The sequence below is a fragment of the Rhizobium sp. N122 genome, assembly GCF_002211295.1.
Classification (GTDB): domain Bacteria; phylum Pseudomonadota; class Alphaproteobacteria; order Rhizobiales; family Rhizobiaceae; genus Rhizobium.
In genome coordinates, this window is the sequence record NZ_LOKU01000025.1 from 1 (window position 1) to 15,654 (window position 15,654).

The 15,654-nt window shown below is 61.3% G+C and carries 14 protein-coding genes; 6 read left to right on the forward strand and 8 right to left on the reverse strand.

What is annotated here, in order from left to right:
- Positions 1 to 142: 142 nt before the first annotated feature.
- From ATY75_RS19075 to ATY75_RS19095, 5 genes are all read right to left on the reverse strand, one after another.
- Positions 143 to 1,402, reverse strand: a complete 1,260-nt coding sequence (locus ATY75_RS19075) for an ABC transporter substrate-binding protein (RefSeq protein ID WP_088938770.1) — start codon at positions 1,400 to 1,402, stop codon at positions 143 to 145.
- A gap of 99 nt (positions 1,403 to 1,501) precedes the next feature.
- Entirely contained in the window at positions 1,502 to 3,010 is a 1,509-nt protein-coding gene (locus ATY75_RS19080; RefSeq protein ID WP_088938771.1) for an aldehyde dehydrogenase family protein, read from the reverse strand.
- Complete coding sequence (locus ATY75_RS19085) at positions 3,010 to 3,789, reverse strand: enoyl-CoA hydratase/isomerase family protein (protein WP_088938772.1); 780 nt, start codon at positions 3,787 to 3,789, stop codon at positions 3,010 to 3,012. The genes ATY75_RS19080 and ATY75_RS19085 overlap by 1 nt, the downstream gene beginning before the upstream one ends.
- The gene (locus ATY75_RS19090; protein WP_190241385.1) at positions 3,782 to 5,395 is read right to left on the reverse strand and encodes an acyl CoA:acetate/3-ketoacid CoA transferase; all 1,614 of its coding nucleotides are present in this window, start codon (positions 5,393 to 5,395) and stop codon (positions 3,782 to 3,784) included. The genes ATY75_RS19085 and ATY75_RS19090 overlap by 8 nt, the downstream gene beginning before the upstream one ends.
- Before the next feature lie 5 nt (positions 5,396 to 5,400).
- The gene (locus ATY75_RS19095) at positions 5,401 to 6,474 is read right to left on the reverse strand and encodes a LacI family DNA-binding transcriptional regulator (protein WP_088938774.1); all 1,074 of its coding nucleotides are present in this window, start codon (positions 6,472 to 6,474) and stop codon (positions 5,401 to 5,403) included.
- 424 nt (positions 6,475 to 6,898) lie between these two features.
- Here ATY75_RS19095 and lepB point away from each other — a divergent pair, with 424 nt between their 5' ends.
- The 3 genes from lepB to ATY75_RS19110 all read left to right on the forward strand — a co-directional run bounded on the left by lepB (position 6,899) and on the right by ATY75_RS19110 (position 10,220).
- Positions 6,899 to 7,759: a signal peptidase I gene (gene lepB / locus ATY75_RS19100; protein ID WP_088938775.1), complete on the forward strand. Its 861-nt coding sequence runs from the start codon at positions 6,899 to 6,901 to the stop codon at positions 7,757 to 7,759.
- 238 nt (positions 7,760 to 7,997) lie between these two features.
- Entirely contained in the window at positions 7,998 to 9,533 is a 1,536-nt protein-coding gene (locus ATY75_RS19105) for a PAS-domain containing protein (RefSeq protein ID WP_088938776.1), read from the forward strand.
- Positions 9,534 to 9,596: 63 nt separating this feature from the next.
- On the forward strand, positions 9,597 to 10,220 hold the full coding sequence (locus ATY75_RS19110) for a carboxymuconolactone decarboxylase family protein (protein ID WP_064838129.1): 624 nt from the start codon (positions 9,597 to 9,599) through the stop codon (positions 10,218 to 10,220).
- 25 nt (positions 10,221 to 10,245) lie between these two features.
- Here ATY75_RS19110 and ATY75_RS19115 read toward each other — a convergent pair whose 3' ends face one another.
- Together ATY75_RS19115 and ATY75_RS19120 are read right to left on the reverse strand one after the other, a co-directional pair.
- Complete coding sequence (locus ATY75_RS19115) at positions 10,246 to 11,220, reverse strand: alpha/beta hydrolase (RefSeq protein WP_190241387.1); 975 nt, start codon at positions 11,218 to 11,220, stop codon at positions 10,246 to 10,248.
- A gap of 170 nt (positions 11,221 to 11,390) precedes the next feature.
- The gene (locus ATY75_RS19120) at positions 11,391 to 12,278 is read right to left on the reverse strand and encodes a LysR family transcriptional regulator (protein ID WP_088938778.1); all 888 of its coding nucleotides are present in this window, start codon (positions 12,276 to 12,278) and stop codon (positions 11,391 to 11,393) included.
- 131 nt (positions 12,279 to 12,409) lie between these two features.
- Between ATY75_RS19120 and ATY75_RS19125 the strand changes: the two genes are divergently transcribed.
- Complete coding sequence (locus ATY75_RS19125) at positions 12,410 to 13,261, forward strand: oxidoreductase (protein ID WP_088938779.1); 852 nt, start codon at positions 12,410 to 12,412, stop codon at positions 13,259 to 13,261.
- Positions 13,262 to 13,344: 83 nt separating this feature from the next.
- Here ATY75_RS19125 and ATY75_RS19130 read toward each other — a convergent pair whose 3' ends face one another.
- Positions 13,345 to 14,286 (reverse strand): alpha/beta fold hydrolase, encoded by a 942-nt coding sequence (locus tag ATY75_RS19130; protein ID WP_088938780.1) that lies wholly within the window; start codon positions 14,284 to 14,286, stop codon positions 13,345 to 13,347.
- Positions 14,287 to 14,454: 168 nt separating this feature from the next.
- Here ATY75_RS19130 and ATY75_RS19135 point away from each other — a divergent pair, with 168 nt between their 5' ends.
- Positions 14,455 to 14,766: a DUF1883 domain-containing protein gene (locus ATY75_RS19135; RefSeq protein WP_049734110.1), complete on the forward strand. Its 312-nt coding sequence runs from the start codon at positions 14,455 to 14,457 to the stop codon at positions 14,764 to 14,766.
- Between the two features lie 189 nt (positions 14,767 to 14,955).
- The gene (locus tag ATY75_RS19140) at positions 14,956 to 15,630 is read left to right on the forward strand and encodes a VIT1/CCC1 transporter family protein (protein WP_088938781.1); all 675 of its coding nucleotides are present in this window, start codon (positions 14,956 to 14,958) and stop codon (positions 15,628 to 15,630) included.
- The last annotated feature ends 24 nt before the right edge of the window (positions 15,631 to 15,654 follow it).

Consider the following 15,654-nt stretch of genomic DNA (forward strand, 5'->3'; position numbering starts at 1 on the left):
CGGGGGTCAGAACCGGATCGGTGGTCGCAACTGTGCTCATGGATATCATCTCCCTTCCCGCAGGATCGCTCGGCATTTATCGCTGCGGAGCCTGAAGCTTCCCCGCGAGATCACGCGGGGAAGCATTTGTCATCGACGACCCTTAGCGGGCGTCGTCGATCGCCTGGACCAGCTGGGTGACGGCTTCGTCGGAGCTCTTGATCTGGCCGTGGACGAACTTCGAGACGACGTCCTTATAGGCATTGGCGATCGCCGGAGGGGCGCCGTAACCCTGGGCGAGCGAACCGAACAGCGTGCCGCCCTCATTGGCCGCCTTCAGGTCGGCGATACCCTTCTTGCCGCAGGCGTCGAAGTCGGTGTCGGGAACGTCGGTACGGGCGGGCACCGAACCCTTGACGACGTTGAAGGCCGACTGGAAGCTCTTCGACAGCGTTGCCGTTGCCAGCGCCACCTGCGCCGCCTTGCGGTCGTCGGGGACGTTGAACATGCCGAACATGTCGGAGTTGTAGATGACGCTGCCGTCGGTGCCGGGGAAGCGGTAGCACAGGAAGTCCTTGTCCGGGGTCTTCTTGGCGGCGACGAACTCGCCCTTGGCCCAGTCGCCCATCACCTGCACCAGCGCATCACCCTTGATGACCATGGCGGTCGCGAGGTTCCAGTCGCGGCCGGAGAAGTTCGGATCGACATATTTGACGATCTTGGCCAGGTTGTCGAAGGACGTCTTCATCGTGTCCGACTTCAGCGACGCCTCGTCGAGGTCGTTGAAGGCCTTCTTGTAGAATTCCGGGCCGCCGGTCGACAGCACGATGGAATCGAACATCGTCGCTTCCTGCCAGTTCTGGCCACCGAGCGCCAAGGGGATGACGCCGGCCGCCTTCGCCTTGTCGAGCAGCGCGATCAGGTCGTCGAAGCTCTTCGGCTCAGTGCCGCCGATCTTGTCCATCACCGCATTGTTGATCCACAGCCAGTTGACCGAGTGGACGTTAACAGGGGCTGCGACCCACTTGCCGTCATAGACGGAGAACTTCTGCAGGGCCGCCGGCACCGATTTATCCCAGCCTTCCTTCTTGGCCGTCTCGGTCAGGTCGCCCATCACACCCGCCTGGGCATAATCGAGCACGGTATAACCGAGCATCTGCGAGGCCGTCGGATAAGTGCCGGCCGCCACCATCGCCTTCAGCGCCGTCATCGCCGCATCACCGCCGCCGCCGGCCACCGGAACGTCCTTCCAGGCAAAGCCTTCCTTCGACAGATCCTCCTTCAAAACGTTCAAAGCAGCCGCCTCGCCGCCAGACGTCCACCAGTGCAGCATCTGCACTTCTTTTACGTCCGCTGCATGGGCGCCGCCGAGGCCAGCTACAGCCAGTGCGATCACGGCAGTCGTTGTCAGAAACTTACGCATCAAAGAACCTCCCAGTTCCCGTTTGGAAGATGCGGAACCATTCCCGCATCCGATCACCCGCCCTCCTCAGGCGTAGTTTCATTGGCGGCTAAGCCGGCTTTAGGCTCTCGGCATCCACCAATTGGTACGCTTGCCGATATGCATGTTCAGCGTCTTGGTCTCCGTGTAGTCCTCGACCGCATGGCGGCCGAGCTCGCGGCCGAGGCCGCTCTGCTTGTAGCCGCCGAAGGGAAGCTCCGAGGCGCCGTCCATGAAGGTGTTCATCCAGACCGTGCCCGCGCGCACCGACCGACCGATCGTCAGGCAGGTGTCGAAATCGCGGCTCCAGACACCGGCCGACAGGCCGTATTCGATGGAATTGGCAATCCTGACCGCTTCGGCAGCCGTCTCGAATGTCAGAACTGACAGAACCGGGCCAAAGACTTCCTCGCGGGCCACCGCCATATTGGGGGTGACCGCTTCGAGGATCGTCGGCGACATGAACTGCCCCATGCCGAGGTCGAGCGCCTCTCCGCCATGGGCGATCCGGGCGCCGCTGTTCCTGGCACCGGCGACATATCCCGAGATCTTCTCCAAGTGCTGCGGCGTGATGATCGCGCCGACCTGGGTCGATGGATCGAGCGGGTTGCCGACCTTCACTGCCTTCGACAGTTCGGCAATCCGCTTGACGACATCGGAGGCGATTGATTTGTGCAGGATTAGCCGCGAGCCGGCATTGCAGCACTCGCCGGCATTGAAATAGGCGCCGAAGACGGCGGCGTCGATGAAGGCGTCGAGATCGGCATCCGGAAAGACGATCTGCGGGTTCTTGCCGCCCAGTTCCAACGACACCTTCTTCAGCGTCTGCGCGGCATTCGACATCGTCAGTTTTCCGACACCGGTCGAGCCGGTGAAGGAGACCATGTCGACGTCTGGATGAGACGTCATGACCGCGCCGACTTCAGGTCCCGTGCCGGTGACAATATTGACAACACCATCCGGAATGCCCGCCTGCTGCAGGATTTCGCCCAAGACGAGCGTCGATCCCGACGTCAGCTCGGAAGGCTTGACGACGGTCGTGCAGCCCGCGGCGAGCGCGAAGGGCAGCTTCTGGCCGACAATCAGGAACGGGAAGTTCCAGGGCGTGATGATCGAGACAACGCCGATCGCTTCGCGCAGGACGACGCCGAGCGTGCCGTCGCCGAGCGTGTTGTAGCTTTCACCGTGGAGGTCGCGTGCGAGAGCCGCCGCGTAACGCCAGATGTCGACCGAACCGGCAATTTCACCCCGTACCTGGGTGATGGGCTTGCCCGCCTCGATGGCATCGAGAAATGCCAGCTCTTCGGCACGCGCCGCGATCAGATCGGCAGCCCTGAGCAGGATGGCGGAGCGTTCGGACGCGGTCATGCGCGGCCACGGCCCCTCGTCGAAGGCCTTGCGTGCCGCAGCAATGGCGCGCTCGGCGTCCTTCCGGCTGCCGGCGGGGAAGCGGCTGACCGTCACACCATGGCTCGGCGCGATACGTTCGATCGGATCGGAGGCGCCGGCCTCCCATTTGCCGTCGATCAGCATCTTGAAATCCCGCGCCTTGTGGTCGCTGAGCGCCGTCGGGTTGACGAGAACCGTCATTACCATTCTCCCTTGAATGTTGCCGGGCGCTTCTCGCTGAATGATGCGACGCCCTCCTTCAGATCGCCGGTCTTCGCGGCGAGGATCGAGCCCAGGGCTTCGACCGCGGTTCCGTTGTCTTCGCCGTTCGCCGATGCGATCATCAACTTGGCGATCTCGAGGGCCGCCGGTCCCCGGGCGGCAATCCGCCCGGCATATTGCCTGGCGGCGGCGACCGAATTTCCTGTCGGAACGACCGCGTCGACGATACCGAGCAGGCGGGCTTCCTCGGCGGTGAATATTTCGCCGCCGAGCGCCATACGGCGGACGGCCTGCGCGCCGAACCGGCGCACGAGACGCTGGGTGCCGGACCAGCCCGGCACCATTCCAAGGCCGGTCTCCGGCAGGCCGATCTTGATGTGTTCCTCGGCGATGCGAATGTCGGCAACACCCGCCAGTTCGAGCCCGCCGCCAAGCGCGTGGCCGTTCAGTGCCGCGACCAGCGGCACCCGGAGCGTCGCCAGCCTTTCGAAGATACGGTGACCGTGCCTCACCCAGGCGTGACCGAACTCCTGCGGCTGCATTCCACCCCAGGCTTTGATATCACCCCCGGCAGAAAAACCCTTACCCTCGCCGGTGAGAACGGCAGCGCGCACATCCGCATTCGCCTCCACCGCATCCGCCGCCTCGGCCAGCGCTTTCAGCATGTCGAGATCGAGCGCGTTCAACTTCTCCGGACGGGAAATCGTCAGGATTGCAACATGCCCATCGACGTCAACTCTGACCGTTCCGCTAACCATGGAAGGTGCCCTCCAATGTCGGCGCGCTTTTTGTCGGAAGCGACAGGCCGATGTTCGCCTCGCCGAAGAGTGCCGCATCCATGACCTTCAAGTCCGGCGCGACGATCAGCGGAAATTCCGACTGGTCCAATATGTGGGACTGAAGATCGACGCCGGGCGCGATCTCGGTCAGCACGATGCCATCGGGGGTCAGCTTCATCACGCACCGCTCGGTGACATAGGTGATGTCCTGGCCCTGCTCGATCGCCCGCCTGCCGCTGAAGGTGACGTGTTCGACCTCGTTCACCAGCTTCTTCAGCTTGCCTTCTTTTTCGATGAGGAGCGCCCCATCGGCGATCGAAAGCTTTGCGCCAGCGTTGAACATGCCGGAGAAGACGATCTTCTTTGCCCGCGCGGTGATGTCGACGAAGCCGCCGGCGCCGGCCGTCACATGCGGCCGGAAGGAGAGCTTGGAAACATTGACCGAACCGTCCCGGCCGATTTCAAGGAAAGACAGCAGCGACGCATCGAAACCCGCGCCCTGGAAATAGGTGAACTGATAGGGGGACGGCATGAAGGCGTCCGCGTTGGACGCGCAGCCGAAGGCGAAATCGAGCAGCGGCACGCCGCCGACTGCGCCTTGCTCGATGACCCAGGTGACGGCGCCGTGGAGCCCCTCCTCCAGCAGAATGCGCGGCACGTTGGCCGAGATGCCGAAGCCGAGATTGACGCAGCTTCCCGCCTGCAGCTCCTGCGCGACACGGCGCGCGATCACCTTCTGAACATTGAACTCCGGAACGTGGAAGCCGTCGAGCGGGCGGAAGATCTCACCCGAAATCGCCGGATCATACCCCGTCTGCGTTGTCTGCTTTTGATCGGGATCGACGACGATATAGTCGACCAGCATTCCCGGCACCCGGACATCATGCGGTTTCAGCGAGCCTTCCTTGGTGATCCGCTTGACCTGGGCGATGACGATGCCGCCATTGTTGCGGGCGGCGAGCGCCTGATCGAGACCGCCGAGATAGGCGCCCTCATGTTCGTAGGTCAGGTTGCCACGCTCATCGGCGGTGGTGGCGCGGATGATGGCGACCTGAGGGACGATCGAGGGGAAGAACAGCCAGTCGTCACCCTCGAAGCTAACGCGCTTGACCACCTGTTGTTGCGAAGCCAGCTCGTTCATCGCGCAGCCCTGTCGCCGGGGATCGACGAATGTGTCGACGCCGACCTTGGTCAGCACGCCCGGCCGCTTGGCAGCCGCCTCGCGATGGATGTCGAACAGGATGCCGGAGGGAATGTTGTAGGCCGGGATCTCGTTATTGGTGATCATCTGCCAGATCAGCGGCGGCTCGGACGATGACGGCCCGGATGGATAGGAGCCGCCGACGATGCGCTTGAGCAGACCCTTCCTGGCAATATGGTCGATGCCCTTGATGCCGCTCATGTCGCCGGCGGCGATCGGATGAAGGGTCGTCAAATCACGGGGATGGCCGGTCGCCTCGAAACGCTCGCCGATCGCCTTCAGCATCAGGTCCGGGCAACCGAGACCGCTGGAGGACGATACCGTGACGACGGCGCCATCCGGGATGAGCGCGGCCGCTTCGGCTGGGGTGAGATGCTTCTTCATGGGCATTACTCGGCGTCCTGTTTCGATTTTACGCTCTTGCCGGTCCTCGACGTCGCGGCCTTGCCGGCGCCGCAGCTCTCGCGAACGACCAGCCGAACGGCCGTGGTCACCGTCTCCGCCTCGGCCTTGCCCGCATTGATCTGCTTGAGCAGCATCTGCGCGCCGCGGCGCCCGATCCCCTGCGGATCGACCGAGACCGTCGTCAGCGCCGGGACCGCTGCCTGGGCCTCGATGACGTCGTCGAAACCCACCACGGCGAAATCGACGCCGGGCTCCAGGCGGCGCGCCCGCAATCCATCGCAAACGCCGAAGGCCACGGCATCGTTGAAGCAGACGGCCGCGGTCGGCCGGCGGCCGAGCGCCAGCGCTTTTCCGATCGCCTCTACCCCGCCGGCCCGCGACGGCGCCGACGCGATGACGAGTTCTTCGTGATAATCGAGTCCGGCTGCTTCGACGCCGCTTCGGTAGCCGGCAAGCCTGTCGTCGAAGACCGCGGTGTCGGGAAAGCCGCCGAGAAAAGCGATGCGCTTGTGGCCGAGCCCCGCCAGGTGCTTGACCGCGGACATCATGCCGGCCTGGTTGTCGGAAACGATCGACGAGACCTTGGCGCCGGGCAGGTTTCGCACGACGACCACGACCGGAATCCCGGCGGCGACGAGCGGCTTGAAGTCCGCGGCATCGGTGGCGCGGGCCGGAGAGACGATGAGACCGGAAATGCCGTGCTCACGCATCGATGCGACAACCTCACGCTGCCGGTCGATGCTCTCGCCGGTGTTCGACAGGAATTGCACGAAGCCGGCCGACTGAACGACCATATCGACGCCGACCGCCAGCTCCGCAAAGAAGCTGTTGGTCAGGTCGTTGACGACAACTCCGACGATCCGCGATTTGGCGCCGGCCTGGCGAAGATTGGCTGCGCCGCGATTATAGACGTAGCCGAGTTCGCGCATCACAGCATTGACCTTGGAGCGCGTACCCTCATTGACCAGGGAGGAGCCCTGCAGCACCAGCGACACCGTCGACTTGGAGACGCCGGCGGCCTTCGCGATATCAATGACGGTTACCCGCGCCTTTGTCATTTCCCTCTCCGACAACGTCGATTGCTGGATAAAATATTTGGAACGTTCCAATTATGTCAAGGAAATTTTTCATACACGCTATTCACAATCACCTTTTCCAGGAATTTATCGACCACCTATGCAGCAATGAAGCGCTTATAAAATTGGAACGTTCTAAATTTGAGCCGCGATCAAGGGTTGTCTCCCGATATTCCCAGACAAGAGAGAGCTACATTTTTCTGCGGTAGAACGCGGTCAATCCAGGGCTGGTATTTTTCAGGACATCGACTACAAGTCGAAATGAGGCGCCGATCAAAGAGTGATCGTGACCTGAGTATATTCGCCAAATCTGTTGAGATTTTTTATGCAAATTTTTAGAGCTTTTCGCGCTCGTCGTCCCATTTGCGCAGCGACGTTGGGACTTCTATTCGGTCCGGATGTGGTTATGGCCTATCTCGGGCGCGGCTGGAATGCCATCGCCTACTTTATCGGCGGCATCATCATCTCGATCGCGCAACTCTGGTTGTTTGGCGTTCCTTCTGCTGCTGTTTTTGGGTATTTGCTGATCTTTGCCTGGCATCTGATCGGCCTGCTGCATGGCTATCGCACGGCAAAGAAGATACCAGCAAAGACCGTGTTTCCTTTGTACTCTCGGTGGTATAGTCTTATTCTGATCTTTTTGATTGCATCACTGGCGTTGGCGATGCTGGTTCGCAGTCTGCTCTTCCAGCCATTCACAATACCGGCGAGTTCCATGCTGCCTAACTTGCAGAGCGGCGACTACATGTTCGCGCAAAAATATGTCTACGGATACAGCCGCTATTCTTTCCCGTACGGGCTTGGACCGCGGCATCGTATATTTGGACATGGGCCGGAGCGAGGAGACGTCGTCATATTCCGCCAGCCGATGGACCCGCGGATTGATTTCGTGAAACGCGTCGTCGGCCTGCCGGGTGACCGCATTCAGATGAAATCGGGTATTCTCTACTTGAATGGTACCGCTGTCGAGCGCGAGCCGGCGGGCGATTTGACCTATCAATCAGAGACAGTGCATGTCTTTAAAGAGACGCTGCCATCTGGCCGCAGCTATATGATCGTTGAGCAAGTGGACAACTCTCGTGGCGACAACACCCGGGAATTCACTGTCCCCGACGGGCATTATTTCGTGCTGGGCGACAATCGCGACAACAGCCTGGATAGCCGCTTCGATATGGGGTTCGTCCCCGATGACAACATCTATGCGAAGGCAGCGATCGTGCTTTTCAATTCCGAGGATAAATCGCGGCAGCCGTCGTGGATCCAATAGGCTTGAGGCCGTCCATCCTCTGGCGTCAGCGCCATCGCTCGACATTCTCGACCGACAGAGGAGCGATCAAGATCCTCTGGAGAAAGGATGAGTGTCCTTGCCAGGTGGTTGCTCCGAACGATGTGACAGTGCCCTCTCTTCAATTGAGGAAGTGCGATCGATAGCCATTAGCGAAACTTTATCGTTTCTGACGAATGCTACGGATACGTGCAACGTGCCAGATCTGAAGCAGGGCCGGATGATGCCACACTCGTTTGAATCCATTCTGGAGAGCCTGCCGCAGGGCATCGTTCTGCTTGATTCTGCCAACAGGGTGACGGCGTTCAATTCCCGCACGCTGGATATTCTCGGCCTGCCGGATGGAGCCATCGGCAGAGGAATGAATATCGACGGACTGCCGGGCACCGCCGATTGCCGCGCAGCCGCTTGCCGGCAGTCGACGACCGGCAGGCCGCATACGTCTCAGTTTGCGCTTTCCGACGGACGGATGGTTTCATTGACCTGCGCCCCATCGAAAGAGGGAGGCTGGATCCTGAGCTATGAAGACATCTCTACCCTGATCCGTGTCGAGGACAGTCTCACCGAACAACATCACCGGTTCGACGCGGCGCTCCGCAACATGCCGCACGGGCTGTGCATGTTCGATTCGACGAAGAATCTGATCCTGTGCAACCCGTCCTACGCACGGATGTACAATCTGCCGCTTTCACTGACGCAGCCAGGGACGCCGCTTGTCGATATCCTGGCCTATCGCAGCCGCGAGGGAAATGGTCCGGCCGACACCGCGACCTATTTCGATGTGGTGTTCGAAGCGACGGCGCGCGGTGCAGTGGCCAGCCAGAATATCGTGCTCTCCGACGGCCGCGTCATCAAAATCACCCACAATCCGATGCAAAACGGCGGTTACGTGGCCACCCACGAAGACGTCACCAAGACGGTTCGGCTGACGGAAGAACTGCGCCGGCATCACGATCAGCTCGAGACGACGGTGCAGAGCCGCACGGCCGAGGTCGAGCGCCAGGCCCGGGAACTCGAGCGAATGCTTGCGCAGGAGCGCAACATCAACGAATTGCAGCGGCAGTTCGTGGCAATGGCATCCCATGAATTCCGCACACCGCTCGCCATCATCGACGCTGCCGCCCAGCGGCTGCTGCGCAAAAGAGGAGCGGTCGAGCCCGAATTCTTGAGCGACAAGGTCGATCAGATCCGGGCTTCGGTGAACCGGATCGTCGATCTCATGGAGAGCATCCTGTCGGCCGGGCGCCTCGACACCGGCAAGATCGATATCAGCTACGACGCCTGCGCCGTGAGATCCTTGATAAGAACCTGTTGCGAGCGGCAATCGACGATCGCCAAGACGCACAGCTTCGTGCTGGATATCGACAGGCTGCCGGAGTGCATCGATGCCGATCCCCGCACTTTGGCGCAGGTCTTTACCAACCTGCTGTCCAATGCCGTTAAATATGCGCCTGGAACCCCCGAAATTCGCGTCACGGCATGGCAGGAGACGGGAAACGTCAAAGTGTCTGTCAGCGATGACGGGGTGGGGATCGATCCCGAAGACGTGCCCCGGCTGTTCCAGCGCTATTTTCGGGCAGGAACGTCGACCGGCATTGCCGGAACGGGCATCGGCCTCAACCTGGTGAAGCAGATCGTCGAACTGCACCACGGCTCGATAGAGGTTAAAAGCGCCAGAGGATGCGGATCGACATTTACCGTCACCCTTCCGATCAAGCGAACCGGTCACGCTTCTGCGAGCAGCGACGCCGCCTGATTTTTCAGGATTGCTGTCCTCAATATCTACCCTATCCTTCTCGCTATAGAGGAGGACCATGCCATGGCTTTCATTCACACCCCCAATGCATCCGCCAGCGAGAAGACGACGTCGATGTATGCGTCGGCCGAAGCGAATTATGGTTATCTGCCGAACATGTACCGTGCCTTCGGACACCGGCCGGAGGTGATGGAGAACTGGGCAGCGCTGCTTTCGAGCATTCGCGGTCATATGAGCCTCAGGCGCTATGAACTGGTGACGCTGGCCGCCGCCAAGGAGCTGAAATCCTCCTATTGCATGCTGGCGCACGGCTCGGTGCTGCTGCGCGAGGGGTTTACCAGCGACGGGCTGACAGCTGTCGTCAACGAGACGGAGAAAGCGCCGATCGATGCAGGCGAACGGGCCATCATGGCCTTTGCCGCCAAGGTGGCGCGCGATGCGACGTCGGTCACGCAGCAGGATATAGACGGGCTGAAAAAACACGGGCTGAGCGACGCCGAGGTCTTCGACGTCACGGCCGCGGCAGCGGCCCGGTGTTTCTTCTCGAAAATGCTGGATGCGCTGGGTGCCGCACCCGATCACGCCTATATCGAGCGGCTGGAGCCGAATATCAGAAAGGCGCTCAGCGTCGGCCGGGAAGTCGAACGGCCTCTGGCGCCGTCACAGGCGCGTGGCACATCACAATGAGAGAGTAGCCCCTACCCTTGCTGGCTTATTCTTCCGGCTTGTCCTCAAAATGCCGGATCGCAAACTCGGCAATATTCTGACTCGAGCGATCGGCATCGTCGAGCAGCGAGGGAAACAACTGCCACTGATGCGGCATGCCGGGCCAGATCTCGGTGGTGACATCAACGCCCGCCTGGCGCGCCTTGTCGGCGAGCCGCAGCGTATCGTCGAGCAAGACCTCGCCGGAACCGACCTGCAGCAGAAGCGGCGGAAAACCGGTCATATTTGCATAAAGCGGCGACGCCTGGGGATCGGTCGGCGAGCGGTTGCCGAGATAGGCTTTGCGCAAGACCTCGATCGAGGCGCTTCCGACCAGCGGATCGCTATCGGCATTTGATGTCATTGATCCGCCGGTCGCGGTGAGATCGGTGATCGGGCTGAGCGCAATCACAGCCGCCGGCAATGGCTTTGCCGCCTGCTTCTGCCGCAGCACCGTCTCGATTGCGATATTGCCGCCGGCGTCGTCGCCGGCGATGATAACGTTGTCGTTGCGATAGCCGTTGTCGAGAAGCCATCGATAGGCCGTCAGCGCGTCGTTGATCTGGGCGGGATAGGTATATTCGGGCATCAGCCGATAGTCGATCAGCAGCACGTCGCTGGATGCGGCCTTGGCGAGCGAGCCGGCAAGCAGGCTGTGCGTGCGGATGGAGCCGCCGGAAAAGCCGCCGCCATGAATATAGAGGATCACCCTGTGACCGATCGGGTGATGGAGACGGGCCGGCCACATCAGCTCCGCATCGACGCCATCGGCATCGACCTGCCGGACCTGGATGCGGGTCGGCCCCGGCGTCGTTTCCATCAGCGTCCGGAAGGCTGTGCGCCGCTGCTGCAGGCTATCGGCGCCGGCAAAATGATCCTTCCAGAGGCCGACAAGCTTTTCGACCTGCTCGCGCGAGGCCTGGCTTTGCGGTCCAATGTCCTTGCCGAGCGCCGCCGGGGCCAGCAGCATCAGCGCGGCCAATGCCGGCAACAGACCGCCGAGCCGCTTTGATGCGTTTCGATTGACAGTTGGCAAGATCCGACCGTTCATCAACCTCTCCCGATGGTGCGGGCCATGGCGGCCATGGCAGCATCTTTGGCCAGTTCGCGTGCAGGAGTCAAAAGGCTGAAGGATGCGAATCCTCACCTTTTTTACTCGGCTCTCATCGCATCGATGACCGCCCTGAAGCCCGCCGACATGTGGCGTCGGCTCGGATAATAGAGATAGAGCGGTTCCTCCGGCTGGCACCAGTCGTCGAGCACCTGGATCAGCTCTCCGCCGGCGATCGCCTTCTCGACGCGCGGCTCCCAGATATAGGCAAGGCCGACCCCGCAGAGGGCTGCCTGCATCATCAGTTCGTGATCGTCGAGCGACAGAGGTCCGGTCGGCTGGAAACTCACCGTCTGGCCATCCTTCTCGAATTCCCAGGCATAACGCGCGCCTGACGGAAACATGTTCTGGATACAGAGATGGCGCTTGAGCTCGTGCGGCGTCGCCGGCTTCGGACGGGCCTCGAAATAAGCGGGCGAACCGACGACGATCAGCCGGATGCGCGGCTTGATGCGCAGCGCGATCATGCCTTCGGTGACACGCTCGCCGAAGCGGATGCCCGCATCGAAGCCCTCCTCGACGATATCGACCAGCCTGTCGGTCGCGTTGATCTCCAGCTGCAGATTGGGATTGCTTTTCAGCAACGGGCCGATGATGCGACCGATGACGAAGGGGCCGATCGAATTCGGCACGTTGATCCTCACCTTGCCGAAGGGCGTGTCGCGGTAGCGGTTCAGCGCATCGAGCGCTGCCGTCATCTCTCCGAAAGCCGGGTCGAGATGCGAGATCAGCAACTCGCCGGCCTCGGTCAGCGAGACGCTGCGCGTCGTGCGGTTGAGCAGGCGAATGCCGATCCGGTCTTCGAGATTGAGGACGGCATGGCTGACCGCTGAGGCGGTAACACCCCTCTCCTCGCCGGCCCTGCGGAAGCTCTTATGCCGGGCAACGGCCGCAAAAGCCGCGAGTTCGGAAAGCTCGGTGGCGCGCATTGCTGAATTACACTCATCATAGTCTCGAGAATAACAAATCTTATACACCAACAGATTTTCGGTCAAATTCGACCCGTCAGCACAGAGATGCGACGCCGAGACACCCAAATAGACCTCGAAAGGAATTCACCATGAAAGTCTGGTTCATCACAGGTGCATCCCGCGGCTTCGGCGCGCTGATGACCAAGGAAGCCCTTGCATCAGGCGATGCCGTCATCGCCACCGCCCGCAACCCGAAGACCGTGGCCGAGCAGTTCGGCGATCATCCGAACCTGCTTGCCGTCGCGCTCGACGTCACCAACGAGGCGCAGGCGCAAGAAGCTGCGGCTGCCGGCATCGCTCGCTTCGGCCGCATCGACATTCTCGCCAACAACGCCGGCTACGGCCTGCTCGGCGCCGTCGAGGAAGCCACGGCCGAAGAGATCGAAAAGCTCTACGCCACGAATGTCTTCGGTCTCCTGAAGGTGACGCGCGCCGTGCTGCCCTATATGCGCCGCCAGCGTTCCGGCCATGTCCTGAACTTCTCCTCGATCGGCGGCTACTTCGGCTATCCCGGCTGGGGCGTCTACGGCTCGACGAAATTCGCCGTCGAAGGCCTGTCGGAATCGATGGCCGCCGAACTCGAACCCTTCGGCATCAAGGTGACGATCGTCGAGCCCGGCTTCTTCCGCACGGACTTCCTCGCCGACACGTCGCTCGCGGTCAGCCCGGCCTCCATCGCTGACTACGAAGGCACGCCGGCCGGCAACATGCGCACCTTCGCCGCCGACGCCAATCATGCCCAGCCCGGCAACCCCGCCAGGCTCGCCGCCGGCATCATGACGATGGTCAATTCCGCCAACCCGCCGCTGCGCATGCCATTCGGCAGCGATACGGTGGCGATGATCGAAGCGCAGCATGCCAGCGTCGAAAAGGAGCTTGCCGGCTGGCGTGAACTTGCCCTCTCGACAGATTTTCCGAGCGATGCGACGGCCTCGGCCTGATACGCAAGACTATGCCTGCGCCGCTTTCCGGATATCCGGGTGCGGCGCAGGTTCGCTCGTGCCCAGAAGGACGACTGCTCACTTCATTTGCCGACCTGCTCGGCCCAGTTCGGCGCCTTGCCGCCGCCGTCGAGGAAAGTCATCGCCACATTAGCCACCAGTGGCGAAGCGAAGGTCTCGTAGTGCGTGAGATCGGGCAGGATCGCCAGCCGATTCGTCGACATATTCTCCCGCATCCAGCCGGCGTCGCGCAGGCCGCCGCCGAGCTTGTGATAGAAATCGACCATATGCTCGGGGCGGATCATGTCGGCATCGCCGTAGATCAGCATCACCGGCATGGTGAGCTTGGCGACGGCATCGCCATAATCCTTGGGTTCGCGCATCAGCGCACCCATGGCGTCCAGCAGCTTCGGAAATTCAGACACGTCGGGCGCCACCGCCTTGTAGGAGAGGAACATCGGCGTGTCCTTCATCATCTCGGCCATGCCGGCGCCGACGGCAGCCTGCTGCGGCAGCATCTCCGGGAAAAAGCCGTTCTGCGCATAGGGCGCCGACACAATCACCAGGCGGCGCACCTGGTCGGGCGCGTTCGCCGCCATGTTCAGCGCCACGCCGCCGCCGAAGGAATAGCCGAAGACGTCGAGCTTGTCGTATCCGAGCTGCTTCACCAGGACCGCAAGATCGGCGCCGATTGCCGCAAGATCGATCGGCCGATTGCCGAGCGGCGTGCGGCCATGGCCCTGCAGATCGACGGCGATCACCTGGCGGTGGTCGGTGAAAACGGGCATGACCGGTGCGAACATCTCGATCTGTCCGAGACCGCCGTGCAGCAACAGCAGCGGTTCGCCGTCCCCGCGGATTTCGTAATAATAGTCGATGCCGTTGACCGGCAGGCTTCCCTTCCTGACGATCGGCGCGACCGCCTTATCCTCGCTCGCCGGCGCACCGCCGGCGCCTGCCATGTCGGGCGCGGCCAGGAATGCGGCAGCGGTTGCAATCATCGAAATCAGCCTCATCTTCGACATGTCCTTGCTCCGTTTTTGCGTCGATACCGCAAGGACGGCGGCGGCCGGGCTTTTCCGACACCGCGCTTCGGAATTTCTCCGATCAGGCTTTGCGACCGATATCCAACTTTTCCTTAACCGGCATGCTGGTAAAATCTCGTCGCAGAGACTTCAGACACCACGAGACCGATGCCGAAACCGAATTTCCGCTTCACCCATTACGATCTTAAAGAACAACGCGCCGGAACGATCATCGAGGTGTCGTTGAATGCGGTGAACAATGTCCGGCTGATGACGGCGCCGAATTTCCAGCGCTTCACCGAGGTTCTCGATTTCAAATATATCGGTGGCGTGGCACGCAAATCGCCGATCAAGATCGCCGTTCCGGAAAGCGGCCACTGGCACGTCGTCGTCGATATGGAAGGCCATCACGGGCTGGCGGACTCTTCCGTCAAGGTGATCGCCGCGCCGCCAAATCAGAAGACGCCGCGCGCCTCCTGAGCTTTACAGCACCGCGCGTCTCTCCGGGAAGCGTCGCGGTAGCGCCGACGCGCTCCCTGGACACGTCCGATCGCGCTGTTCTTTGATCACGATCAATGAATCAGGCTGCAATGTCGATCACAGTGACGGCCGCAAGATCAAGACCACGCCGCGACGCCACTAGGGTCTTCATCACATGGGAAGCGGTCCATGACTTCGATACCGATCGGTCGCCTCACCAATATCATTGATCCTGGCGATGCGCTCGGCGAAGTCCTTTTCGGATTGATTATGGCGCTGACGCTGACGGTCGGTTCGAGGCTGGTTTTTGAAAGGGAAGGGTTAGATATCCACGATCTGATCGTCGCGACGATCGGCTGCAACGTCGCTTGGGGGATCATTGACGCCGTCTTGTTCTTCCTGGGTACGACGTTTTACAAAAGCAGACGGCGGCGCCTTTTTCGGCAAATCAAAACCGCCAGAACTGAATCCGCGGCGCTGACGGTGCTTGCGAACGAATTCCCGATAGCGGAGGCACCGTTCTCTGCAAGGGGCGCTGACGCGGACGCACTCTATCGAACGCTCCCGACGCTCGCATGCCGGGGCGATCCTGTGAAGGCGTCCCTCCCGAAAGGTGATCTGTTCGCCGCAATCGCGGTCTTCGTTCTGGTCTCTGCCACCGCCATTCCGGCAGTGATCCCTTTCTTTTTCATTGACGATGCGCACCTTGCCCTGAGGACCAGCAACCTGTTTCTCATCACGCTGCTGTTCGTGACGGGCTATGCATGGGCGAGGTTTTCAGGAGGGAGGCCTGTTTATGCAGGCATGACAATGACTTGTCTCGGCTTGCTTCTGGTTGCAATAGCGATCGCGCTTGGCGGCTGAGCGCCGTTCACCAACCGAACAGGT